Source organism: Hallella multisaccharivorax DSM 17128 (genome assembly GCF_000218235.1).
GTDB lineage: Bacteria > Bacteroidota > Bacteroidia > Bacteroidales > Bacteroidaceae > Prevotella > Prevotella multisaccharivorax.
Genome location: NZ_GL945017.1, coordinates 2,608,636 through 2,631,851, shown reverse-complemented (window position 1 = coordinate 2,631,851; position 23,216 = coordinate 2,608,636). Strand labels below are relative to the sequence as shown.

Genomic DNA, 23,216 nt, shown 5'->3' with positions numbered 1-23,216 from the left:
TCAAGGATACTATGAAATACTATAAAGCAAAGAACCTGCCGATCATCCTTATGGCGCTTATCATGCTGACCGGCTGCAATAATTTCCTGGAAGAAAAAGTATATACAGAGTATGATCCTTCCGCCCTGCTCTCTGATGAGTCAGGGGTCAGCGCACTGCTTGCCGGAGCTTATGCGAGGTCGCGTATTGTTCAGTATGACAGTCGTAACTACACATACCTGTTCAATGAATTCTGTACTGACGTTGCTTTTGAGAGCGGGGGCGGCCTTGAGCGCAACGCCTCGCCATTCATTAACTTTACGTGGGACGTGAGCGATCCGCTGCTTAACAGCTTCTGGGTAAAAATGTATGCAGCCATATCAAGTGCTAACTCTGTACTCAATGTGACATCCGGACTCAGTGGCTTGTCTGAGGAAAAGATTAATTCCATCCGTGGAGAAGCAAAGTTCATTCGTGCGGCTTCATATTATTTCCTCTATAATTTGTTTGGCACAGTGCCAATCATTGAAATACCTCAAGATGCTTCACCTGACTCTATTGAGCAAATCGGCAAGAATACCCCGCGTGCCACACAACAGGAGATGGTAAACTACATGGTAGAAGATCTCACCTTTGCTTCCCAAAATCTGCCTGTTGAAGAGAATCCTATAGGCAAGGCGACAAAAGGCAGTGCACTGGCTGTACTGACAAAGTTATACATGCATGAAAAAGATTGGAAAAATGCAGCTGCTACTGCGAAGCAAATCATGGATTTACATTATTACTCGTTGTATGACAACTATGCTGACATGTTCTCCATCGAAGGCGAGAACAACAAGGAGTACATTTATCGTGCACCGTGCATAGCGCAAAATGGTTATTCGAATAACTATATGGCTCACACTTTCCCACCAAGCTACCCCGTACAAAGCAACTGGGACAACTTTGGCGCACAGTTCCGTACATACACAACTTTCTATGATACTTTTAGTGCTAATGATGCCCGTCTGAAATGCTTCGTTACCCACTACACCAACCAATCTGGGCAAGAAGTTGAACTGTTGCGTGATGCAAATGGCAAGCCGCTGAATAATGTACGGAGCTTCAAGTACCGCCCTGACCCGAATGCTAAAGGGGAAAACATGGGCAATGACATCGTTTATATCCGGTTGGCAGATATTTTACTTTGCCGCGCAGAGGCACTGAATGAAATGAATGGTCCCAATAATGAAAGCATACAACTGATCAACCAGATTAGGCAACGGGCAAAGACTGATGAAGTGCAACTCTCTGATTTTACCTCAAAGGAATCCTTACGCGACTTCATCTTAGCTGAACGCGGGCGTGAGTTCTTCTCCGAGGGTCTGCGACGTGAAGATCTCATCCGGCATGGAAAGTTCATCTCAAATGCAAAGAAAAGAGGGAAAAAAGCAGAAGAGTACCAGGTAATCTATCCGATACCTCTCAGGCAACTTGAAGCTAATAAACAATTGAAGCAAAATCCAGGGTACGATAATGCAAAGTAATAAATAATGAATACAACTAATAATATTCCATTGATATGTGCATCGCTGTTAATGCCCATAGGAGCAGTAGCAGCGTCGCAAAACAATCGTCCGTCTGAAAATTGCACAAGACCCAATATCATTCTTTTCATGGTCGATGATATGGGTTGGCAGGACACTTCCGTTCCCTTTTGGACGGAACGTACACGCCAAAACCGCATCTATGAGACGCCAAATATGGAGCGACTGGCAGCCCAAGGCATGATATTCACGCAAGCCTATGCTTCCCCTATATCGTCTCCAAGCAGATGTAGCTTGATGACAGGAGCAAATGCAGCGCGTCATAGAGTAACCAACTGGACTCTTGAGAAAGATAAGACAACGGACGGGGAGGACAATGCCTGCACCCTTCCACAATGGAACTACAACGGCATTTGCCAGACACCCGGCACGGACCATACGTTTGTAGCCACCTCTTTTGTAGAACTGCTGCGACGGGCCGGGTACCATACCATTCATTGCGGCAAAGCACATTGGGGAGCCATTGACACGCCGGGGGAGAACCCAATACACTTCGGCTTTGAAGTGAATATCGCTGGACACGCTGCCGGCGGACCAGCGACTTATTTAAGTGAACGCAACTACGGCCATACACGTGACGGCAAACCAACATCAAAATTTGCCATACCTGGCCTCAATGAATATTGGGGTACCGGTACTTTCTTGACCGAAGCACTTACCAGGCAGGCTCTCAATGCACTCGACAAAGCCAAGGCTTATGGCAGTCCTTTCTACCTATATATGTCACACTATGCCGTACACATACCCGTCGACCGCGACCCACGCTATTTTGCCAAGTATGTGCGCAAGGGCCTTTCCGATAAGGAGGCGGCGTATGCTTCACTCGTGGAAGGCATGGACCACAGCCTGGGAGAAATTCTTGATTGGCTTGACAAAAACGGAGAGACAGACAACACGGTCTTCATCTTCATGAGCGACAATGGCGGTTACGCAACAGGAAAACAGTGGCGTGATGAACCTCTATACACTCAGAACGCACCGCTGCGATGTGGCAAGGGATCATTACTTGAGGGAGGTATACGAGAACCTATGATTGTACGTTGGCCGAAACTAATAAAAAGTGGCACACGTTGTAATGACTACTTAATCATTGAGGACTTCTATCCCACAATACTCGAAATAGCTGGTATTCGCGATTATAAGGTACCACAGACCATTGACGGAGTGAGCTTCATGCCCATGCTAAAGGGCTGTAGAAATACATCTATAGACCGCGCACTGATATGGAACTTCCCTAATGTATGGGGAGAAAGTGGGCCGGGTATTGATCTGGACTGTGCCATTCGAAAAGGCGAGTATAAACTCATTTATTACTATAAAACAGGACGGAAGGAACTTTACAATATCAAGTCTGACATAGGCGAGCAGCACGACTTATCTTCTTCCCAAACCAATTTAGTAGCGAAATTGTCAAAAGAGTTAGGTACCTATCTACGCCATGTAGATGCTCAACGACCTACATTCCGAACGACAGGGAAGCCTTGTCCTTGGCCTGATGAAGTGAAGTAATCTGTGGGGGATACCTGCCTTGCCACATTATTTTCCCCCATTTATTTGCCCGTTTCCATGAAATGATGTATTTTTGCAGCATGAAACGGGATAAATGACACAGAGGGAAGACAAGGAAAAACAGAAGGTCAGCCATGAAACCATGGGTAAGTTCTTCTATGACTTGGAAAAAGCTGTCTTCATCATCACGGTGGCCTTTCATGCTTGGCTACACACGAAGAGTGGTAACCGATGGGTAGATAATTTATAATAAAACCACATATTATGGGACTTTTAACAGGAAAGACGGCGCTCATCACGGGAGCCGCACGCGGCATTGGCAAGGCCATTGCCATGAAGTTTGCCAAGGAAGGCGCCAACATCGCCTTCACTGACTTGTTTATCGATGAGGAGCACGGCGGCCTGGCCACCGAGCGTGAGATCCAGGCTCTCGGTGTGAAAGCCAAGGGCTACGCCAGCAACGCCGCCGACTTCGCGCAGACGGCTGACGTGGTGGCAAAGGTGAAAGAGGAGTTTGGAACCATCGACATCCTCGTCAACAACGCCGGCATCACCAAAGACGGCCTCATGCTCCGCATGACCGAGCAGCAGTGGGACGCTGTCATCGCCGTGAACCTGAAGTCGGCCTTCAACTTCATCCACGCCTGCGTGCCAGTGATGATGCGCCAGCGCGGTGGCTCCATCATCAACATGTCGAGCGTGGTCGGCGTGCACGGCAATGCCGGGCAATGCAACTATGCCGCCTCCAAGGCCGGACTCATCGCCCTGGCCAAGAGCATCTCGCAGGAGATGGGCTCCAAGGGCATCCGCGCCAATGCCATCGCGCCGGGATTCATCGACACAGCCATGACCGAAGCGCTGCCCGAGGACATCCGCAAGGCTTGGATCAAGAACATCCCCCTGCGCCGCGCAGGAACAGTGGACGACATTGCCAATACAGCCCTCTACCTCGCTTCTGACCTCTCGAGCTACATCTCCGGTCAGGTCATCCAAGTCGACGGCGGCATGAATATGTAATGAAGCCGCTTTACGAAGACAACCACATCATCATCGTCTACAAGGAGAGTGGGGAGATCGTGCAGGGCGACAAGACCGGCGACCGCCCGCTCTCGGAGACGGTGAAGGACTATATCAAGGCGAAGTACCACAAACAGGGCAACGTGTTTCTTGGCGTGGCACATCGCCTTGACCGTCCTGTGGCGGGGCTTGTAGTCTTCGCCCGCACGTCGAAGGCACTGTCGCGACTGAACGACATGTTCCGCAAGGGCGAGGTGCACAAGACCTACTGGGCCATCACGCACGACCTGCCGCCTGAGCCTGAGAGCACGCTGACCCACTGGCTCACGCGCAATGAGAAACAAAACAAGAGCTATGCCTCGGACCATGAGGTACAGGGAAGCAAGAAAGCCGTGCTGCACTACCGCGTCATTGCCCACTCCGACAACTACCATCTTCTTGAGATACGGCTTATGACGGGCCGCCATCACCAGATCCGCTGCCAGCTTGCTGCCATGGGCTGTCCTATCAAAGGCGACCTGAAATACGGCGCGCGCCGTTCCAATGCCGACGGCAGCATCTCGCTTCTCTCGCACGAAATGGAGCTGACGCATCCCATCTCTAAGAAGACCATCCATGTCGTCTCGCCGTTACCCGACGACAAGTTGTGGAAAAACTTAGGGGGAGGATAAGACCACTTCCACGCGTATCCTCACCCAAAGCCCAATGCCTATCTCTGCGCATGAATTTCACATCCCAGATGCGATACAATCCTCAGACATGTACCGACGAGAAGTACTATCGCCTGAAAGAATCCGACCGCGACACAAACGGCAGGGTATGCAGCCGTATACCTCTAAACGTGAGATTCACCACTTTATCAACCTATTTCAGAAACTGGTATTGCCCATTTTCAGCATTTCTATCGTCTTGTTGATGTAGTCCTTGTATTCTTTCAGGGTCATGACGTCGCCCTCGGTAGGTTCTGTGAAGGTACCAGTCACAGACTCGGTGAGTCGGTTAGCAGATTTTCCTGATCGATATAGCTGCTGATGCCGAGCCTAGTATAATAGTTGTCATTCAGACGACAAAGCACGAATCGATACTACACGTATCCCTGTTCACAGGGAAGATAAGGGCTAGCTTGCTAGAACCAACTTTCAGTTCACCTTTCCAATTTCCGATGACTGGTTGGGTGAATAAACTTAGTTGAAACAGGCAAACAAGTAGCAACAAGAAAACGTTTTTCTTCACAATATGATGTTATTTACAGAACTTCTGACCGCATATATTACATTGATAGTATTGGCGGGCTTGTTTGGGTAAGACCATCAATACTCCACACAATAGCACAAAGGGAGAAATGATTAAACTATATAGTCTCATCGTTGACAAGACTTCTACAAAATTAGGCAGAATAATTCCGATACACCCCATGGCAATAAAGAAAGCACCGATGAAAATAGAAAATTTTGATCGTTTGTCTTCATCAACGTACAAGGCTCTGACCTTTTCACTTCCACAATAAGGACAACAAGGCAACATCTCGAATCGAGATTTGTTAATCTCCTTAAGAATGGATCGGCTTTGTTCAAGATCTTTTTGGAATACCTTCACCTCGATCCCGGGATTAGGACCATAAGCTCCATATACGGGGTCGTTGAGTTCGTCGTGAAGTGATGAGACTATACCTTTACTTGCTAATCTCGACACAATCTCATCAGCTAAAATGCTATTATCACATCTCGTTAAAGTAACGATATCTTCGTTTTTATTCATACTAAAATTAAGAGTAATGGTTAAATGACAAGAAGAGAACTTTTGGATACCCGTTGAAAAGTATTTCCAATTTATATCTTTTTAATTATATATTAAATTGTTCGTGGACTTTAAAAGCTTATTCATAGGTTGATTCGCTTAGTATTATGAATGAGAACTTGATAACGTATTTATATTTCTATATGCTATTTGCGATAAGGTTCTAGAAGTGGGGTTGCTATGTATTGTGTCGCATATCGGCAAACACCTGGAATCTCTACGACCATTCGCTGTTGATAAGCACTTTTTCCATTGTTATATGAGTATTGAAGTATGTACATAAGAAAAGGACACCCCTGCTTTAACCATTACAGTCTCTGGGAACGGATCAAAGGTAAATTTAATCCTAGAAGGAATAACCGCCTTGTCGGTCTGTGCATCTAACGATGTCTTCATATTGGTTCTTGGTCGTGTGCTCCACACGGAAGCAATTTAGTGACTCATAACCAACTGCAAAAATAAGAAATTGTTTTTTTAAAAAAAGAAAAAAATATATTTTAACTAAAGCTTAACATATTACGCGAATATTTGCAACTGAGCCGAACAACGAGCTGTTCTCTGCATCATGGGATTTTCTGATTATTGACGAAGCGCATGAGGGAATTCAGACAGAACTGGGCAAGGCGGTCATTGAGGAACTGACGAAACCAGGCACAAAGGTTCTTCAGCTCTCCGGGACGCCCTTCAATCTTCTTGACGAGCACTCCGAAGACGAAATCTTCACCTGGGATTATGTGATGGAGCAGCGGGCAAAGGCTGATATGACCTGAACACCAAGGTCGTCTATCCTCATTCGTTCCGGCACCGCTATCTATGCCAAGAACTTTCTGGAGAAGTTCAACGACATATCGCTGCTGGCCGATCTGATGGGGCATGAGAGCATCGAAACCACCCGCATCTATCTGCACCGCACAGCCACTGAGCACAGCAAGAGATAGTTGACAAAATAATCACATGGTAAAGCAAACGATCCTTCACTTCCTCTCATATTTAGTTATCTTTAACAGCTCTTTTCGTGTGAGCTCGCGTCTTTTGTATTATTTTTGTAAACTGAAAGGAAAACCAAAATAAAATCTTACAAAAACATACCATCATTATGAAAAAATCATTTCTTTTCTCCCTCCTCATGCTGTGGGTCATGGCAGCCGGCGCGGCACCGAAAGCCGATTACGGGCAGGTGGTGCCTGTGCCCGACAAGATCGTTTACAATGCCAAGGGCGGCAACTACGTGCTCTCGGCCACCACGGTCATCGCCTACCCTGCCCATGACGCCGCCATGGAGCGCGACGCCGCTTTCCTGGCACAGTATGTGAAGGACATGACACGCCTCGACCTGCCCACCGTGCCCGTGAAGAGCAAGGGCAAGGGCGGCATCACGCTCACCCTTGACCGTAAGGCCCGGCTCGCCCCCGAGGCCTACGTCATCACCGTGGACCACCGCGGCGTCACCGTCACCGGAGCCACCCCCGCCGGCGTCTTCTACGGCATCCAGACCCTGCGCAAGGCGCTGCCCGTGCTCAGTGAGGCGCAGAGCGTGGAGCTGCCCGCCGCACGCCTCGAAGCCCAGCCACGCTTCGGCTACCGCGGACTCATGCTCGACTGCTCGCGGCATTTCTTCCCCGTGAAGTTCGTTAAGCAGTACATCGACCTGCTGGCGCTGCACGGCATGAACCGTTTCCACTGGCATCTCTCCGACGACCAGGGCTGGCGGTTCCCCGTGCCGGGCTATCCGCGCCTGACCGAGGTAGGCTCCAAACGCGCGCAGACCGTGATGGGGCACAACAGCGAGGTGCTCGACGGCACTCCTTACGGCGGATACTATACCGACGAGGAGATCCGCGACATCGTGAAGTATGCTGCCGACCGATACATCACCATCGTACCCGAGGTGGACATGCCCGGACACATGATGGCGGCACTGGCGGCCTATCCGGAGCTCGGATGCACCGGCGGACCCTACAAGACCGGTGAGTACTGGGGCGTGTACCCCGACATCCTCTGCGCGGGCAACGAGAAGACCTACGCCTTCGTCAAGGCTGTCCTCGACCACGTGTGCGACCTCTTCCCCTCCAAATACATCCACATCGGCGGCGACGAGAGCCCCCGCGTGCGCTGGGAGCACTGCCCCCGTTGCCAGACCATGATAGCCCGGCAGGGTCTCAAGGACCGCGACGGACACGCGAAGGAGGCGCTGCTGCAGGGTTATTTCGCACACCGCGTGCAGCAATATCTCGAGATCAAAGGCCGCCACATCATCGGATGGGACGAGCTCCTGGAGTGTGACGTCGACACCTCGGCCACCATCATGTCGTGGCGCGGAGCCGAGCCCGGAGCAAAAGGTGCCACAATGGGTCACGACATCATCATGTCTCCCAGCAACGCGCTCTACTTCGACTACTATCAGTCGAAAGACCAGGGCTCTGAGCCGCCAGCCATCGGCGGGTTCTCCGACGTGGCCAACGTCTACAACATGGAGCCCGTTCCCGCTGAGCTCACCCCGCAGGCCAAGGCACACATCAAGGGCGTGCAGGCCAACCTCTGGACGGAATACATATCCAACCCCAACCAGGCCGAATACATGATTCTGCCGCGCATGGCCGCGCTGGCCGAGGTGCAGTGGCTGCAGCCCGCCGAGAAGGACTTCGGTGCCTTCCGCAAGCGCGTCAGCTCTCTCCGCCACATCTACGACCTCTACGGCTATACCTACGCCCATCATCTCTGGCCCGAGGAGTTCCGCAAAGGAGCCCGGCAGTACTGAGGTCCGGCCGCAGCAAGCGGCGCCAACCCCTACCCCATTACACATTATGGGGAAACATCTCACCCCGTTACAGTGCAGGGGCCGTGCCCTGTGCCGGCCCACAAATAATGCCCGACCGATAAAAACAATGGTTGGGACATGATTTGTGGTGGCCCACAGGGGGCCACCCTGCACTGTACCCAAAACAATGTCCGACCCAATAAAAAAAACGTGGTTGAGTACATCGGTTACAACCAGCCCACAAACAATGCCCGACCGACGGGCCACTTCCCGCAGTGCAGGGTAGGGCCCTGTGCCCTACCTTAAACAATGTTCGACCGATGAAAACAATGGTTGGGACATGATTTGTGGTGGCCCACGGGGGGCCACCCTGCACTATCTCAGCACCTTCAGGACGGACTGCGGCGGCAGGGCATCGGAGGTCTTCTCGGTGTATTCGGCGAGCTTAAGTGTTGCGGCGAGCGGGGTGTGCGCCACATTGTCGCCCACGAGGAAGGTGTAGACACCCGCCTCGGCAAGCCAACGGCAGCCCTTGGTGTCGTAGGACGCCAGGTCGCGCACGGGAACGCTGATGGTAAGCGTCTCGCTCTCGCCGGGCTGCAGCAGGCGTGTCTTGGCAAAGCCCTTGAGCTCCTTGCGTGGTTTCTCCAGCACGCCCTTCGGCGCCGCTACATAGAGCTGTGCCACCTGCTTGCCAGCCACGCGGCCCGTGTTCTTGACACTGACGCTGACCACCACGTTGCTGCCCACGCGCTTGGCGGTGAGACGGCTGAAGCCGAACGTGGTGTAGCTCAGGCCGAAGCCGAAAGGATAGGCGGGCTTACGGCCGAAGGTGTCGTAATAGCGGTAGCCCACGTAGATATCCTCGCTGTGGTTGGTGTAGTTGACGCCTTTGAGGTTTCCGGCGGCAAACTTATCGGTGAGGGCGTAGTAGTCGGGCTGCGCGGGGAAATCGGCGGTCGAGGCGTCGTCGCTGATGGCCACGGGCCATGTGACGGTAAGATGCCCGCTGGGATTGACCTTTCCCGTGAGCACGTCGGCGACGCTGTTGCCGCCCTCCTCACCGGGCTGCCAGGCCACAAGAATGGCATCGGCTCTGTCGCGCCACGAGGCTGTCTCGATGGACGCGCCGCTGTTGATGATGACGATGACAGGCTTGCCGACACGGTGGAAGTGGTCGCTGACGCGGTTGATCATGTCGCGCTCACGGTCACTCAGGGCAAACTCGGAGGCCGGACGGTCCATGCCCTCGCCGGCCTGACGGGCTATCGTGATGATGGCGGCGTCGGCCAGCGGCTCCTCGTGCGCGATGAGACGGTCGGTGATGTCTATCTCGTCGAGCTTAGGCTGGCCCTGGTCGAGAAACCACATCTCAGGATTCTTGTCGGCCTTGAGCTTAGCGGCAGCATAGCTGACATATTTGCGGTAGATGTCGGTGAGCATGGGCGTGGTGGCTATGCCGGCATTCTTGAGTCCCTGCACCATGTCGACGACGTAAGGCACATTGACACAGCCCGAACCGAGGCCGCCACTGAAGAAGTCGTAGCTGTTGACGCCGAAGAGCGCCACCGTCTTGAGCGCGCTCACGGGCAGCACGCCGTCGTTTTTAAGCAGCACCATGCCCTCGGCCGAAGCCTGCCGCGTGATCTGCGCGTGCGCATGGAGGTCGGGCTTGTTGCTGTAAGCGTACTTGCGGAAGGCGGGCGACTTGACGATGTACTCCAGCATCTCTCGGACGTTGCGGTCGAGGTCTTCCTGCTTGATGGTGCCGTTGTTCACGCCGTCCATGATGTCCTTCACCTGATCAGGGTATCCGGGCATGAGGAGGTTGTCGCCGGCATGGATTTCCGACGCTGTCGTCAGTCCGTCGCGCTTGCCAATCCAGTCGGTCATCACGATGCCCTTATATCCCCAGTCCTGCCGCAGCACCTTGGTGAGCAGGTCGTAGTTGCCCTGGTCGAAGGTGCCGTTGATCTTGTTGTAAGCCGCCATGAGGGTCCATGGCTGCGCCTCACGCACGGCGCGCTCGAAGCCGCGGAGATAGATCTCGCGCAGGGCACGCTGCGACACACGCTCGTCAACACGCGTCCGGTCGCCCTCCTGCGAGTTGACAGCGAAGTGCTTCGGACTCGTGCCCACTCCCTGGCTCTGGATGCCGCGTATCATAGCCGCGCCGATGACGCCGGTGAGCAGCGGGTCCTCGCTGTAGTACTCGAAGTTGCGCCCGCCCAAGGGGTTGCGCTGGATGTTGAGCCCCGGCCCGAGGATGACGTCGCAGCCGTACTCTAAGGTCTCTTTGCCCATGGCCTGCCCCACGCTGTAGACCAGCTGCGGGTTCCATGTGGCGGCCAGACAAGTGCCCACGGGGAAGCCTGTGGCGTAGAACGTGGCCGTGGAGCCCTCGCGGCGGGCGTCGATGTGAACGCCGGCGGGACCGTCGGTGAGCACTGTGGCCGGGATGCCAAGGCGTGGAATGGCCACCGTTTGTCCGGCGGCGCCGGCGACGAGACGTGACTGGTGACCGAGCATGGCGCCTGATCCCACAAAACTTGCGTGGCCGTCGCCAACGAGTAACTGTGCCTTCTCTTCCAAAGTCATGGCGCGGAGCACCGCGTCGATGTTGTCGGCACGCAGCTGCGGCGCTGTCTGTGCCGTGCCTGCCGCGGCGATAGTGAACGCCGCCGCAAGGGTTCTGATACGATTGTGTAGCATGATGATTGTTGTTATGATCCATTGCAAAATTAAGAAAAAGAAATGATACCTGCCCTACTCCACCGACACAATCATGCGAAAAAGGAAAAATAGTATTAGCTTTGGATAATTTTTGCATAGGCATTGTCAAGGAATGCACCTACTCTTTGCAGGCATTAGCAAAGAGACGAAACTATGATGCAAGAGCAACGTTACGGTCATTTCGACGACGCGCACCGCGAATATGTCATCACCCCACCCCACTCAACCCATCACCCTACCCCATTCAACCCATCACCCCACCCCATTCAACCCATCACCCCCCATTCACCCATTCCCTTTCCTTGCCTGCATCCTTGCCCGATACATCTCTTCCCTGATGCCGCCGTTTTTGAGAAACTGGGCCTTCATCCACTCGATGAGACCGCGCAAGAGCACATCCTCCTGATGGATGAGCGTGATGGCGATATTGGCGATTGTCTCGTCAGACCGCACCCGAATAGCCTCACGGTACACCTTCGAGTCAAGATGCCGCTTGCAGAAAGCACGCGTCTGCCGGCAGCGCGCGTCGTCGAATGGCCACTGCTCCAGCCCGCGAACGCGCAGGTAGTCCTCATAGTCGAGCAGCAGCTCATGCAGACTGGCGCGGTTCACATTCGTGAGCTTGATAGCCATCTCCTTCGATGTCACGCCGTCAATATAGCCTTCTGCAAGATTCTGCTTGCCCGAGCGCGCCGCCTGGACCATCTGGTCGACGGTGCGGTCGCCGCGATCCAGATAACGGTGAGCGAAATAATAGGTGATGTCATAGATGCACTCCGCTTTCTTGAAAGCGTGGAGCGTGTGGTAGTCACCATCCTGGTTGAGAAAAGAGGAAGAGGTCATAGCCGATTGTTTTCTGCAAAAATAATGCTTTTTGCCTGATGCCACAAGTCTTCTTTCAAAAAAGGCACACAAAAATTTGCGGGTAACAAAAATAGTATGTACCTTTGCATCCGCGGTTCTGAGAATAGGGGCATAGCCCAGTTGGTTTAGAGCGCTGCAGTCACATTGCAGAGGTCATCGGTTCGAGCCCGATTGTCCCTACCCTTTTCAAGCCAAAAGCGCCGGTACAGTTCTGCTGTACCGGCGCTTTTTTTATCCATTGCCTGCCCCTTTCCGTGCGACAACACAGAGAGCACAGAGCCCACTCCACCGGATTGGGCACGCGGAAATGCAGGCGCACGCAACCCGAAAGAGCCCACCCACCCCATCAAAAGATGTTCTGCGAGAAGATGGCCTTGCGCACGTCGTCTTCGTGGTCGTAGATGAAACGCGCCACGATGCTCGAGAGAATAGACGAGGTTGTCAGCGACAACGGATACTTCAACCGGTCGAGAATGTTCTTCAGCGCAGGATCTATATAAATTGTCGCCGGTCGCCCGCCGCCGGTCTTGTACTGCTTCGCCAGGTCGAGGAAGAGGTCCCACGAGTCAGCCGAATCATCCTTCTGGATGTGATATTCCCTCATGGTGTTCTCTTTCTGCGGGCGTCCGCGCTGTTGTTTCTCGTCCTGCTGCGGGCGCTGCCGCTCGCCGCCGATGGGTCTGTTGGCACGCTCGGAAAGGTAAGGCTCAGCCACGCCTTCCGCCTCCTGCACGGGCTCCGCGGCCCTGTGCGCGCCGTCTTGTCCGCCTTGTGGGGTTTCCTGCTGCTGTGCCGTCTGTGCGTCCTCGTCAGCATGCTCAGGCTCCTTGGCCGACTTTCGCCGCGTCTGCGTGGCCTCCGCAGTTTTCTGGGTCTGCGCGTTACCGTCCTGTAAATCTCTCACCAGGTCAGCAAGGCTTCCTGGCAAAGTCACTCTCGTCTTGTTTGATTTTCCAGCCATGACAGATATGTTTTCTAAAGATTTATATTCAATATTAATTTAAATAAATATATAAACATGTATGTATATATGTATATAGATACTTATATATTTATGCTTTCTTATCCTATATTCATTCGGCGTATCATGAAGTCGAACGCGAGTTTGACGGCATCGCGCTGGGAGGGGGTGATCTCCAGGGTGTTGATGCGCTTGAGCGAGGCCCGTGCGGTGATGCGCGGCGTGACGCTGCCGAGTTGCTTAAAGATAGCGTCGGTCTGCTTCCACATCCTCAACTCGTCAGCGGTGCCGATGCGCACGTCGATGCGATTGGGAACGAAGAAAAGCTTAGCCGACATCTGCGGCGAGGCGGCACGCAGGGCATTGACCACCTGGACAAAGGTTCCGGTGGAGTCAAGCGTCTTTTCCTCATACTCGTAAGGGCAGACAATGAAGTCGGCATTGGTGAACATCGGCACCAGACCGTCCTCTGACACGTTACCCGGTGAGTCGAAGAGCACGAAACCGTCGGTCTCCGAGGCTGAATCCATCAACTGCTGCATCACCTCGGGAGCCTGCACGTCAAAATCCTGCACCTCATAGGGCGGCTCCATAGTAGGGTAGAGCTCCATATCCTTTTTCCTCTGCATCTTGATGGTCTTCTGCAAGTCTGTGTCAATGACGCACACCTCCTGCTTCTTCCAGGAAAGGTAATTGGCAAAAAGGATACAGAGCGTAGATTTTCCCACTCCTCCTTTCTGGTTGGCGAAAACGATCTTCCTATTCTTCATGAGCAAATGATCTACATCTATATAATTGTTTACACATGCAAATTTAGGCATTATTATTTATATAAACAAGCAAACAAGAAAGTTTTTATTGAAAAAAGTAAAAAAACATGGATATAAGCCTTTATATGATTATTCATACGTTTATTTCTATAGCTCTAAATATATAAAAACATTAAAGTAAATATTCACACAACGTTATATTCATTACATTCTTTATTCCTTCATTTTTATATTTATATATGTAATTATTCATATATAACCATTAAGACATATTTACTTGTTTATATTCACATATATAAAGAGGTACAGATATATAAATATCCAAAAGGGCAAAACGCTGTAAAATTGCGAAAGAGCAATACCGATGAATTGGGGCTCAATGAAAAGGAGGCCTCCCAGAGAACATGCTCAAAACTCCTGTTAGGATGAAAAACAGAGAGCAAAAAAAACGAGGAGACAAAGGAAGTATATTTAAATCAATATATTTGTATATATTAATATATAAAGGGTTATTAATTGATTCATAAGCGTTTAGAAGAAAAACGAGACTGGAGAAGAAAGGTAAAAAAGAGTGGGAGCAAAGCGATCAAATCGGGCGAAATAGACAAAGAGACAAAAGCGTGAAATCTCTCAAACCAATGAAATCAGCAGAAATAAAGATATATATAATTTATCATATAAAGATGTATAAATTATTAGATATAAATATATCTACATTGTAAAATACGTAAAATTAAAGAGTTGAATATATTTAGACATACATAAATATATAAATGGATGTTTTTTGGCCATTTACAACGATGTGTCTTTGCTTATATATTTATATTTAGAGCTAAATAATATAATCGTTTAATATATGTAGATTTATTTATATGTTTATTTGAACAGATAAAGCGGCAATAAATGAAGAGAAGAAGGGGAACAAAGGTATAAAATCACGATTAAATGTTTATATATAACATTATATATACATTCTAACATATATACCTTTATATACATATATAGATAAAAATGCACAGAAACGGGGAAACGGAGCCAAAATGGTCGCGAAAGGAGGCGCAAAATCAGAGGAGTATAGGGGGATGACGACAAAAATGGAAATGACAGCGACCTAATTTTGGCATAAAGCATTGTAAAAGAATGAATTACAAGAGAAAAAGATGCATAGGAATGAACGCAATCCAGCAAAGGAAAAAGAAGGGAGACATACGGGAACAAAAGAGAGAAACACTCCGTATACACTGTAAAGGCAATGCGAAAACGCCGTAAAGGCAATACGAGAACAGTGGAAAGGCAATGCGAGAACAGTGGAAAGGCAATGCGTTTACATTGTAAAGGCGACAAAAGGGCGCAGAAAAGGCAGAAACAAGCACCCCGTAAAGGAAGGGCAGCGGCACAAGTGATACGAAGCATTCAAAAAAAGAAGAGAGATAAAGAAAAATTTCGAGAGATAGTTTTCAATAATAAGGTATCAGTAGTTTCATATGATTAGTAGGGGTGTGTAATTCGTTGATTTACAGATGGTAAAATGGCTAACTGGCGACATTTCGGGAACCTGGTGCGACAAATAGGGAATATAGGTACGACAAATAGGGAGCATTGCCGCGACAAATAGGGAGTTTATAAATGTTAATGGCGACAAATGGGGAGATTGGTTGCGACAAATAGGGAAATAGTTGTCTGTTTACTGAGTTTTAATTGACGGAAATACGGCTTTTCGCACCCATTTTAATGCTTCCATGATTTCTGCTGCTTTTTAGTTGTCGTTAATTTATAAGCTTGTAGTTGGTTGGTTATATGTTGATTATGTATCATCGTCGACAAATAGGGAAGAAGTTTCCAAGGCGTTGAAAGCCTTATTGCGACAAAAAGGGAGCTTGCTGAAATTCATTGACATCTATCCGCCGGTGCGGCCTCTGTGCGCAAGGATAGGCCTGCGTGTAGGGACAGATCTGCGCGCAAGGATGGAGCTGAGCGGTAGGCGTGGTATGCAGAAACAGAAAGGCGCGCGGTAGGGGGACTGGATGTCCGCTCTGCCGCGCGTCTTCGTATCTAATCTTCAGGCCGGAGGAGTTATGCTCCTGCGAGGCCACGAGAATTGATGAGCGCCTCGCCGTAGTTGTCCATCGCGTTGGCATAGAACTCGGTGAAACGCTTTGCTGCTTCCTTGATGTTCATCAAAATCTTTTTCATTTTTGTTATCCTTTCTACAATTAATAATATTACATGTGGGCACGCTTGCCCGCTCTTTCTTTTTTGTTATCTTTCTGAATACGGTGCAAAGTTAGTGCTTTTCCATCTTTGTTCGGCCGTTTTGTCACTTTCAGATGGCAAAAACGGGGTTATTCTTGACCGTTGTCAATGCAGATAATCTATATCAAGGCCGTTTTGTGCCACCGCTGACAGCGTGTCACTGCTCTTGTCACTGCCCATCCGCGCTTGTGCCGTGCCGTTTAATGCCGTACCTTTGCATTGTCGAAAGGAAAGCGCGCTTGATAACCTACGACAATCCTGGGACATGTCGGCCGCACGGCCGGAGGCCCCTATGTTTAACCTTTAACAATCAAAAAAACAATGAGTGTACGTTACAAGAAGTATCAAATCAAGATGAAGAGTTCTAAGAACAATGGCAAGTGGTATGGCCGCGCCGTGAGTTTGGGTCATGTGAAGACGAAGGACCTGGCCACTGAGATCAGCCACTCCACCACGGTGACGCGTGCCGACGTCATGGCGGTGCTCATCGAGCTCTCGGAGAGCCTGCGCCGCCATCTGCAGAACTCGATGACGGTGGATCTCGAGGGACTGGGCTCTTTCCGCGTGGGCATGAAGACTTCCGTGGCCGACAAGCCGGAGGATTTCAAGACGACGAACATCAAGGGCTACAACATTATCTATAAGCCCGAGCGTAAGTTCGTGCTGAGTGCCTCGAAGAGCACCAACGGCCATCGTCACGGCAACTATGTCAAGACGTTGCTTGACGGCATCACTGCCGAGGCACTGTCTGCCACGGGTACTGCTGCTGCCGCAGGGAGTCCCGGTGGCACCCCGGCGTCCGGTGGAGGCACCACCCATCATTAACTGACCGGCCGGCGGCGGATCCGTATGGCCGCCCCGGCTTTCAAAACCTATCATTTAACCATTAAAAGAGGAGAATATCATGAAAAAGGAAACTTGGAAAATGATCATCAACATGCTGATTTCCATTCTCACGGCCGTGGCCACCACGCTGGGCCTGACATCGTGCGGGCTCTGACGCGCTGAGGAAGTCTATGGGGCGGGTGAAGGACACGGGCGTGTCCTTCGCCTGTTGCCGTGGATGGCACTAATCCCCGACGAATGGTATGAAATGCACGAATGTACAGGCAGGTGCTCGAAACGTGACAACGCTTATACCGCATTGCAGCATCACGGTTGATTCTGCAAAATGACGGAGCTGTCACTTGAGGATGTTGTACACGTTAATAAATGTAATAATGAATAATAATATCTTTCGAAATCGCGAATTTGCGAAATGTGGTTTCAATCTTAGTTGGCAACAGTTAAATTTTCGGCTATTTTCTTGCACCCTACCTCAAACCTTCTTACTTTTGCCAATGAAATCGCAGCGCGCGTAAACATTGCGCCGGCTGCGAGCAGCCAACGCAGGCGTCTTCCGGAAGAGACCTTGACTAAAACGATAAAAATATGAATTGTAGTTTAAATGAAAATCGAATGAGAATGTTGAGTGACAAGAACAATGATTCTGAACCTACTGTGTGTATCCGCGGTGAGGAGCTGAGACGCACCCGCCGCGAGATGGCCGAGTTTTTTGGCCAGTATCTTTACCGACCTGACGATGGCACGGGTTTTCCGGAGTGGGCGGAGGAGCCGTCGGAGCTCATCGAGGTAGCGTGGTATCTCGCCCACTGGCAGGTCTACCTTCTGCCTGGGGCGCACAAAGCCATGTGTTTCCGCGAGATAGCGGAGCGGCTGTGCCGTGCCTTCCATGTGCCGATGCCAGCCGACATCTATAGTGTGGCGTCCCGTCGGCGTGCCCGCCATGTCTCGGTGGTGGACTATTACGCCAAGGTGCGCCGTGAGGCTCATGTCACCTACGACACGCTGTGTCTGATGTGGTACCGGCCCATGCAGTGGCCCCGGCTCCGCGGCGCAGACTATAAGTATTACTTCAACTGAGGGGGCGTGTGACCATGGAAGCATACTATTCTGAGAGTCTGGCTCCAAGGCGTGGGACATCGGGTACATCATGCTGGGATGCGGCCCGTACGGTGTCCGACCTGTTGTCGCGGCCTTCGGGCAGCGTGAGCTGGGTGGGCAGCCGACGGTGTTTAGTAGAGCTCGTGGCGGCGGCGGCCGAGGAGCGCGTGCTCACCGACGGCTGTGGTGGCACGCTCTCGCGCGAGGCGCTGGGGCGGCGCGTGTTCAAAGCGGTGGGGTGGAATCCGCCCCGACAGTTGACCACCACGGTCTTCCGCATCCGCAACCGTGTCATGCGGCAGCCGCCCCTGGAGCTGAGGGTCAAGGAGGCCTTGAAGATGAGATATTGAGAAACACATGAATGATTAAACAAAAAAAGCTATGCAGACAACAAATCAAGTATTCAAGCCGGCGCAGTTGCCGGAGACTAACATTCAGTTGACACCATCCATGACGAGTGCTTCGGCATCCGCAGTCAAGGCCTCTGCCTTCGTCTGTCCGGACCCGCATACGACGTGGCTCTCACCGCATTTCCGGCTGATCGAGTTCGTGCGGTCGGGCGTGGCTGTGGACCGCGGCCTTGACAACACGCCTGGAGCCGATGCCATTGAGGCCCTGCGTGCGCTCTGTGAGAACATCCTTGAGCCGATGCGCCATCATTTCGGCGCCATCTACATCACGTCGGGCTACCGCTCGCGCCGTGTCAACAACGCCGTGGGCGGCACCGGCGGGTCGCAGCACTGTTGTGGTGAAGCTGCCGACATCCTGCTCTCCACCTTCGACGACTGGCGCGCCCCCGTGCAGTTCATCCGCCGTCTCGACTTCGACCAGCTCATCGTTGAGCCCCTCCATGAGCCTCTGCCGCGCTGGCTCCACGTGAGCTATTCCACACGCCATCGCAACCGCCATGAGCTGGTCACGGGTGACTTCCGGTTGTGAGTGTCTTGTCCCTTTTCTGTCAATGGCAGAAAAGGTACTTTCCCGTTCTCAGGGCAGTCGTCCTCAAGGCAGTTCCGGTGCTTTCCCGTTCTCAGGGCAGTCGTTCTCGAGGCAGTTCCGGTGCTTTCCCGTTCTCAGGGCAGTCGTTCTCAAGGCACGGAGGAATGGGAGAGGGTACCAGTCTGCATGTCCTGAGAGAGGTCAATCGTACATTTATATATCATTTTTAAGTGAAAAAGTTGTGGGTCTATAAATTATTTATTAACTTTGCCAAAGAGAAATAAGCCCGTGTGAATCCGCATATCACTGATAATCAGTGACATGAGCTTTCCATGGGGAATATTGTTGTACCTGTTCCCCATCTGTTGCAGTGCAGTGCAGGGTAGGGCCCTGTGCCCTACCACAAACAATGACCCAACCATTGATTCATCGGTCGAACATTATTTTAGGTGGCCCACGGGGGGCCACCCTGCACCCTACCACAAACAACGTCCTAACCATTAATTACGGGGGCTAAACAATCATGAGGTACGAACATCAATACGGGCAGGAGCGCAAGCAGATGAGATGGGCCGACTTTGACTATTCATCGCAGGGCGTGTACTTCATCACGATCGTTACCCACAGTCGATGGTGTTTGTTTGGTAATGTTGTCAATGGAGAGATGGCATCTAATGACGCCGGACGGATGGTGATGGATGAATACCAACATCTTGAACAATCTATGTCGGGTGTGGAATGTATGGATGCGGTGGTTATGCCCAATCATTTTCATGCGTTGGTATACCTGTCTCATGATGGTGGCTGTTCCTTGTCGGACGTGTTATGGCAGTTGAAGAGCAAGACGACAAACCGCTATATTCACGGTGTCCGAGAGTTAGGTTGGCCCCGTTTTGACAAGCAGTTGTGGCAGACGAGTTATTGGGATGACATTGTATGGAATGGTCGGATGTTTCAGTTTATCCAGAGATATATTGCGTTGAATCCCGAACGGTGGGACCGTGACCTCATCAATGATGACCATGTCGCTGTCGCTGATGATATTCGTGGATGTCTTGACCGTTTGCGCAGGATATAAGCCTCCAGTTACATCATTGGTTTGCATCATCGGGGTTATATTAATGGTTTGCATCATCCGTTTGCATCATCGGTTTGCGCCATCCGTTTGCAGTGCAGGGTAGGGCCCTGTGCCCTACCACAGACAATGACCCAACCATTGATTTATCGGTCGAACATTATTTTAGGTGGCCCACAGGGGGCCACCCTGCACAGGGCCGACAAAGAGATAGAAAGGAAAGCTTCCAGAAATGGTTCAAGGTTGGTGTGGTAGTTTCGGATGACAAAGATTGTAGGATGACATTGATCTATGAAATTGTTCGGGCAATAGGTGTTATATTTCGTCGTCTATCCAATAAATTAATATATGAACTGTACAAACGACTCTGCGAAATATATTGATGATGTCCATCATGTATTGCTGAACATGATGAAGGACATTCATGAATTGTTAGAGAAACATCACATCCTTCAGAGATTATACAATCAGGTGTAGATGGTTTCGTGACAGAGTATAAGAACCCGAAGGCTATGGTGGATAAAATCAATTATCTTATCGAGCATCCAGATGTCAGAAAAGAAATGGGGAAAAAGGCCCGAGTGAATATCCAGCGTTTCAACATTGATGAGATAATGGGAAGATGGATAATGCTGTTTCATCAGTTAATTGGGTAGAAAATTCATGGCTCAACAATCGCGCGTATATAAAAGTCTTCTGAATGCCAGGGTTAGCCTGATCTACTATCTTTTATTTATAGTTCTCTCTTTCTTTTCACGAAAGATCTTTTTAGATAGTCTTGGCGCAGACTTCATGGGCTTGGGCGGTACGCTCTCCAATATCCTCGGTTTCCTAAGTCTGGCAGAAATGGGCGTGGGAACAGCTGTTGCCTATAATCTTTATAGGCCCATTGAACAGGGTAACAGGAAGAAGATAGAAGAGCTTGTTTCTGTTTTTGGTTATCTATACAGGAGAATAGGAATATTGATTTTGATAGCAGGCTGTGCTCTGAGTCTGTTCATTCCCTTTATTTTCAAGAAGACAATATTTGACTTCAGTCTGATTTACTTTGCGTTCTTTTGCATTTTAAGCTCGTCTTTATTAGGTTATTTCATCAACTATCGCCAGATCCTGTTAACGGCAGATCAAAAAGGATATGTTGTCTCTGTCTATCTGCAAGGGGCTGGTGTTGTCAAGACCTTACTTCAAATGTTTTTTGCCTACAAATGGGGGAACTACTATGTATGGATTGTCTTGGAGCTCTTATTTTCCTTTTTAGGGTGTGTAGTTCTTAACTATAAGATACGACAGACCTATCCATGGCTGCATGCCTCGGTGGCTGAAGGTAAGAAGGTGTTCTCGCAGTACCGGTACCTGATAAGCTTCACCAAGCAAGTGTTTGTGCATAAAATCAAGGATTTCCTGTTGAACCAGAGTGATCAAATCTTGATCTTTGCTTTTGTCTCTTTAAAGATGGTAGCTTATTATGGCAATTATACCTTAGTGATAACACGAGTCTCTTCAATGTTTGAATCTGCTTTGGGCAGCTTCACGGCGGGAGTAGGAAATCTTGTGGCGGAGGGAAACAACAGAAGATCACAGGAGGTGTTTTGGGAAATCGTGTCCCTTCGTTTCTTTATTGCTGGTTTTCTTATTTTCTCTGTGTACAACCTCATAGAGCCTTTCATCATGTTGTGGTTGGGCAAGCAGTATGTTATGGATCATACCATTCTCATCTTATTGTTGGTCACCGTGTTCATCTCTCAGACGCGTGGAGCTGTAGACATGTTCAATACCGCTTTTGGCCATTACGCAGATACTTGGTCTGCCTGGGCAGAGCTGATCTTGAATGTTGGCGTGACGCTTTCTACAGCCCCTTTCTTAGGTATCGCGGGAATTTTGTTAGGTAAGATAGTAAGTACGTTTATCATTATTATTGTCTGGAAACCATACTATCTCTTCAAGGTTGGTTTCCGAAGAAAGATGTCCGCTTACTGGATGCAGGAGATCAGATATTATCTTACTTTTGTACTTGCCATATCCTTGTCTACAATGCTGTTCAATGTTATTCCGATAGATGCCAGCACTTCTTTTTTAAAGTGGACATTGAAAGGAGTCATAACGGTTCCCATGTTCATCGTTGTGTATATTACTATGCTCTATGCTTCTACTCAGGGAACGAGAGACTTGGTGCATCGGGTGGTAGGATTGATTACTAAAAAGTTCTCAAAATGAAATTATCCATAATAACAATTAATTTTAATAATAAGGGAGGCTTATCCAAGACTATCCATAGTGTGTTGGAGCAATCTTTTTCTGATTTTGAATATATCATTATTGATGGGGGATCTACAGATGGTAGTGTAGAATTAATTAAGAAATACAAGGATCGGATCGATTATTGGGTAAGCGAACGAGATAACGGTATTTATAATGCAATGAATAAAGGTGTGAGAGTAGCAAAGGGAGAATACTGTTTATTTCTTAATTCTGCAGACACATTGTTTCGTGCAAATGTTTTAGCAGAAGTCTTTTCAACAAATCCTTCAGCAGATATCGTATGTGGTACTATCTGTAGAGATGGTATCCCAGATGAGTATGTAGAGAATGTGTCATTCTCTAATTTTCTTACTCATACAATTGCGCATCAAGCTGCGTTTATTAGAACTTCTCTGTTAAGGAATAATCCATACGATGAGAATTTGAAGCTTGTGTCAGATTGGAAGTTTTTTTTCCAAGAATTGATTCTTAATGGTGTATCCTTTCAGAGGATTCATTTAATAATTTCCAATTTTGACAACTCTGGTGCAAGTATGTCCAACCTCTCTCTTGTGAAACAAGAACATGATCAAGAACTTCATAAGATGATCCCATCTATTATTTTAGATGAGGTGTATAAGTTCTTTGGTATTTCTGATGATTATTATAAACTGTTTGTTTCAATAGGAGAGTCACCACATAAATGGAGGCTTTATAACATTATCGTTATAATATTAAAAGTACTCCTGTGGAATAAAAAATGGATAAAAGAGTTTAGATTGCATAGGTGAAG

Annotated in this window: 22 protein-coding genes, 1 tRNA gene and 2 pseudogenes; 20 read left to right on the top strand and 5 right to left on the bottom strand. The window is 49.6% G+C overall.

Annotated elements, in window-relative coordinates; all coding sequences use genetic code 11:
• Positions 1–11: 11 nt before the first annotated feature.
• From PREMU_RS11300 to PREMU_RS11285, 5 genes are all read left to right on the top strand, one after another.
• A complete protein-coding gene (locus PREMU_RS11300) occupies positions 12–1,505 on the top strand; it encodes a RagB/SusD family nutrient uptake outer membrane protein (RefSeq protein WP_007575456.1) in 1,494 nt (497 codons plus the stop codon).
• A 51-nt stretch (positions 1,506–1,556) separates the two neighbouring features.
• The gene (locus PREMU_RS11295; RefSeq protein ID WP_174262893.1) at positions 1,557–3,074 is read left to right on the top strand and encodes a sulfatase; all 1,518 of its coding nucleotides are present in this window, start codon (positions 1,557–1,559) and stop codon (positions 3,072–3,074) included.
• 94 nt (positions 3,075–3,168) lie between these two features.
• On the top strand, positions 3,169–3,324 hold the full coding sequence (locus PREMU_RS15120) for a hypothetical protein (RefSeq protein ID WP_007575454.1): 156 nt from the start codon (positions 3,169–3,171) through the stop codon (positions 3,322–3,324).
• A gap of 14 nt (positions 3,325–3,338) precedes the next feature.
• Positions 3,339–4,091 carry a 3-oxoacyl-[acyl-carrier-protein] reductase gene (gene fabG, locus PREMU_RS11290; protein WP_007575453.1) on the top strand — a complete coding sequence of 251 codons (753 nt, stop codon included), beginning with the start codon at positions 3,339–3,341 and terminating at the stop codon, positions 4,089–4,091.
• Positions 4,091–4,762, top strand: a complete 672-nt coding sequence (locus PREMU_RS11285) for an RluA family pseudouridine synthase (protein ID WP_007575452.1) — start codon at positions 4,091–4,093, stop codon at positions 4,760–4,762. Before fabG ends, PREMU_RS11285 begins: the two co-directional genes overlap by 1 nt.
• Positions 4,763–5,333: 571 nt before the next feature.
• On the opposite strand, the gene PREMU_RS14245 is transcribed toward PREMU_RS11285, so the two are convergent.
• Positions 5,334–5,849: a putative signal transducing protein gene (locus PREMU_RS14245; protein ID WP_007575451.1), complete on the bottom strand. Its 516-nt coding sequence runs from the start codon at positions 5,847–5,849 to the stop codon at positions 5,334–5,336.
• 575 nt (positions 5,850–6,424) lie between these two features.
• Here PREMU_RS14245 and PREMU_RS15740 point away from each other — a divergent pair.
• The 3 genes and pseudogenes from PREMU_RS15740 to PREMU_RS11270 form a co-directional block, all read left to right on the top strand.
• Positions 6,425–6,649, top strand: a pseudogene (locus tag PREMU_RS15740) (hypothetical protein); the annotation flags it as partial.
• Positions 6,649–6,849, top strand: a pseudogene (locus PREMU_RS14645) (tyrosine-type recombinase/integrase); the annotation flags it as partial. The pseudogenes PREMU_RS15740 and PREMU_RS14645, both read left to right, overlap by 1 nt.
• Positions 6,850–6,984: 135 nt before the next feature.
• Positions 6,985–8,646, top strand: coding sequence for a beta-N-acetylhexosaminidase (locus PREMU_RS11270; RefSeq protein ID WP_007575450.1), 1,662 nt, complete (start codon positions 6,985–6,987; stop codon positions 8,644–8,646).
• 375 nt (positions 8,647–9,021) lie between these two features.
• Here PREMU_RS11270 and PREMU_RS11265 read toward each other — a convergent pair whose 3' ends face one another.
• Positions 9,022–11,358: a beta-glucosidase family protein gene (locus PREMU_RS11265; protein ID WP_007575448.1), complete on the bottom strand. Its 2,337-nt coding sequence runs from the start codon at positions 11,356–11,358 to the stop codon at positions 9,022–9,024.
• 306 nt (positions 11,359–11,664) lie between these two features.
• Entirely contained in the window at positions 11,665–12,222 is a 558-nt protein-coding gene (locus PREMU_RS11260) for a four helix bundle suffix domain-containing protein (RefSeq protein WP_007575447.1), read from the bottom strand.
• Positions 12,223–12,348: 126 nt separating this feature from the next.
• Here PREMU_RS11260 and PREMU_RS11255 point away from each other — a divergent pair.
• A tRNA-Val gene (locus tag PREMU_RS11255) sits at positions 12,349–12,423 on the top strand.
• A 166-nt stretch (positions 12,424–12,589) separates the two neighbouring features.
• Here PREMU_RS11255 and PREMU_RS14240 read toward each other — a convergent pair.
• Together PREMU_RS14240 and PREMU_RS11245 are read right to left on the bottom strand one after the other, a co-directional pair.
• Complete coding sequence (locus PREMU_RS14240) at positions 12,590–13,204, bottom strand: hypothetical protein (RefSeq protein WP_007575446.1); 615 nt, start codon at positions 13,202–13,204, stop codon at positions 12,590–12,592.
• Between the two features lie 101 nt (positions 13,205–13,305).
• Complete coding sequence (locus PREMU_RS11245) at positions 13,306–13,974, bottom strand: ParA family protein (protein ID WP_040558994.1); 669 nt, start codon at positions 13,972–13,974, stop codon at positions 13,306–13,308.
• A 1,877-nt stretch (positions 13,975–15,851) separates the two neighbouring features.
• On the opposite strand from PREMU_RS11245, the gene PREMU_RS15110 reads away from it, so the two are divergent.
• From PREMU_RS15110 to PREMU_RS11205, 11 genes are all read left to right on the top strand, one after another.
• The gene (locus PREMU_RS15110; protein WP_156804003.1) at positions 15,852–15,989 is read left to right on the top strand and encodes a hypothetical protein; all 138 of its coding nucleotides are present in this window, start codon (positions 15,852–15,854) and stop codon (positions 15,987–15,989) included.
• A gap of 559 nt (positions 15,990–16,548) precedes the next feature.
• Positions 16,549–17,052 (top strand): HU family DNA-binding protein, encoded by a 504-nt coding sequence (locus tag PREMU_RS11235; protein WP_007575438.1) that lies wholly within the window; start codon positions 16,549–16,551, stop codon positions 17,050–17,052.
• Between the two features lie 79 nt (positions 17,053–17,131).
• Positions 17,132–17,227: a smalltalk protein gene (locus PREMU_RS15105; RefSeq protein ID WP_007575436.1), complete on the top strand. Its 96-nt coding sequence runs from the start codon at positions 17,132–17,134 to the stop codon at positions 17,225–17,227.
• A gap of 458 nt (positions 17,228–17,685) precedes the next feature.
• Positions 17,686–18,150 carry a hypothetical protein gene (locus PREMU_RS11230; protein WP_007575434.1) on the top strand — a complete coding sequence of 155 codons (465 nt, stop codon included), beginning with the start codon at positions 17,686–17,688 and terminating at the stop codon, positions 18,148–18,150.
• Between the two features lie 14 nt (positions 18,151–18,164).
• Complete coding sequence (locus PREMU_RS14235; RefSeq protein ID WP_007575432.1) at positions 18,165–18,521, top strand: hypothetical protein; 357 nt, start codon at positions 18,165–18,167, stop codon at positions 18,519–18,521.
• 31 nt (positions 18,522–18,552) lie between these two features.
• On the top strand, positions 18,553–19,110 hold the full coding sequence (locus tag PREMU_RS11220) for a D-Ala-D-Ala carboxypeptidase family metallohydrolase (RefSeq protein ID WP_007575430.1): 558 nt from the start codon (positions 18,553–18,555) through the stop codon (positions 19,108–19,110).
• Positions 19,111–19,633: 523 nt separating this feature from the next.
• Positions 19,634–20,188 carry a transposase gene (locus PREMU_RS11215; RefSeq protein WP_007575428.1) on the top strand — a complete coding sequence of 185 codons (555 nt, stop codon included), beginning with the start codon at positions 19,634–19,636 and terminating at the stop codon, positions 20,186–20,188.
• Positions 20,189–20,533: 345 nt separating this feature from the next.
• Positions 20,534–20,662: a hypothetical protein gene (locus PREMU_RS15865; protein ID WP_262502462.1), complete on the top strand. Its 129-nt coding sequence runs from the start codon at positions 20,534–20,536 to the stop codon at positions 20,660–20,662.
• An 8-nt stretch (positions 20,663–20,670) separates the two neighbouring features.
• Positions 20,671–20,841 (top strand): hypothetical protein, encoded by a 171-nt coding sequence (locus tag PREMU_RS16020; RefSeq protein ID WP_373313162.1) that lies wholly within the window; start codon positions 20,671–20,673, stop codon positions 20,839–20,841.
• 7 nt (positions 20,842–20,848) lie between these two features.
• A complete protein-coding gene (locus tag PREMU_RS11210; protein ID WP_007575426.1) occupies positions 20,849–22,399 on the top strand; it encodes a lipopolysaccharide biosynthesis protein in 1,551 nt (516 codons plus the stop codon).
• Positions 22,396–23,214 (top strand): glycosyltransferase family 2 protein, encoded by an 819-nt coding sequence (locus PREMU_RS11205; RefSeq protein WP_007575424.1) that lies wholly within the window; start codon positions 22,396–22,398, stop codon positions 23,212–23,214. The genes PREMU_RS11210 and PREMU_RS11205 overlap by 4 nt, the downstream gene beginning before the upstream one ends.
• The last annotated feature ends 2 nt before the right edge of the window (positions 23,215–23,216 follow it).